The organism is Pseudomonas sp. P4_C3 (assembly GCF_056402075.1).
In genome coordinates this window covers 1-540 of sequence record NZ_JBFUIC010000805.1, presented here as the reverse complement: position 1 = coordinate 540, position 540 = coordinate 1, and the positions used below count along the sequence as shown (strand labels likewise).

1 protein-coding gene is annotated in these 540 nt (G+C 61.3%); it reads left to right on the top strand.

Annotation, left to right across the window (positions count from 1 at the left end; genetic code table 11):
- A partial coding sequence (locus AC1DVH_RS32555; RefSeq protein WP_477757232.1) for a molybdopterin cofactor-binding domain-containing protein occupies window positions 1–540 on the top strand: 540 nt, incomplete at both ends.

Genomic DNA, 540 nt, shown 5'->3' with positions numbered 1-540 from the left:
GGAAAAGTGGAGCTGGGCACTGGCGTCAAGACCGCGCTCCTGCAAATCGCCGCTGAACGCCTGGAAGTATCACCTGGTCTCATCCGTTTTCTCACTGCCGACACTGCGCTGACACCCAATGAGGGTTATACCGCCGGCAGCCATACGATCGTCGACAGCGGCACTGCATTGTTCAACGCCGCGGCCCAGGTGCGTCAGTTGTTACTCGAATCCGCGGCACGCCAATGGCGATGCAACATCGACAGCCTGAGCACGCGGGACGCTGTGATCTACGATGGGCAAGGCCGCAGCATGACCTACATACAAGCGGTGGTCGGGGTTCAATTGCATCGCTTCGCATCGGCGAGTTCCCCCTTCAAGCCAGCCAGCAGTTTCACCCTGATCGGCAAATCATTGCCTCGGCTGGACATCCCGGCCAAGGTCAGCGGCGGTGCGGCCTATGTGCAGGACATGCGCCTGCCCGATATGCTGCATGCTCGCGTGATACGTCCCCCCCGGCGCGGCAGTCAGCTACTGGACATTGACGAGGCCGCCCTCAAC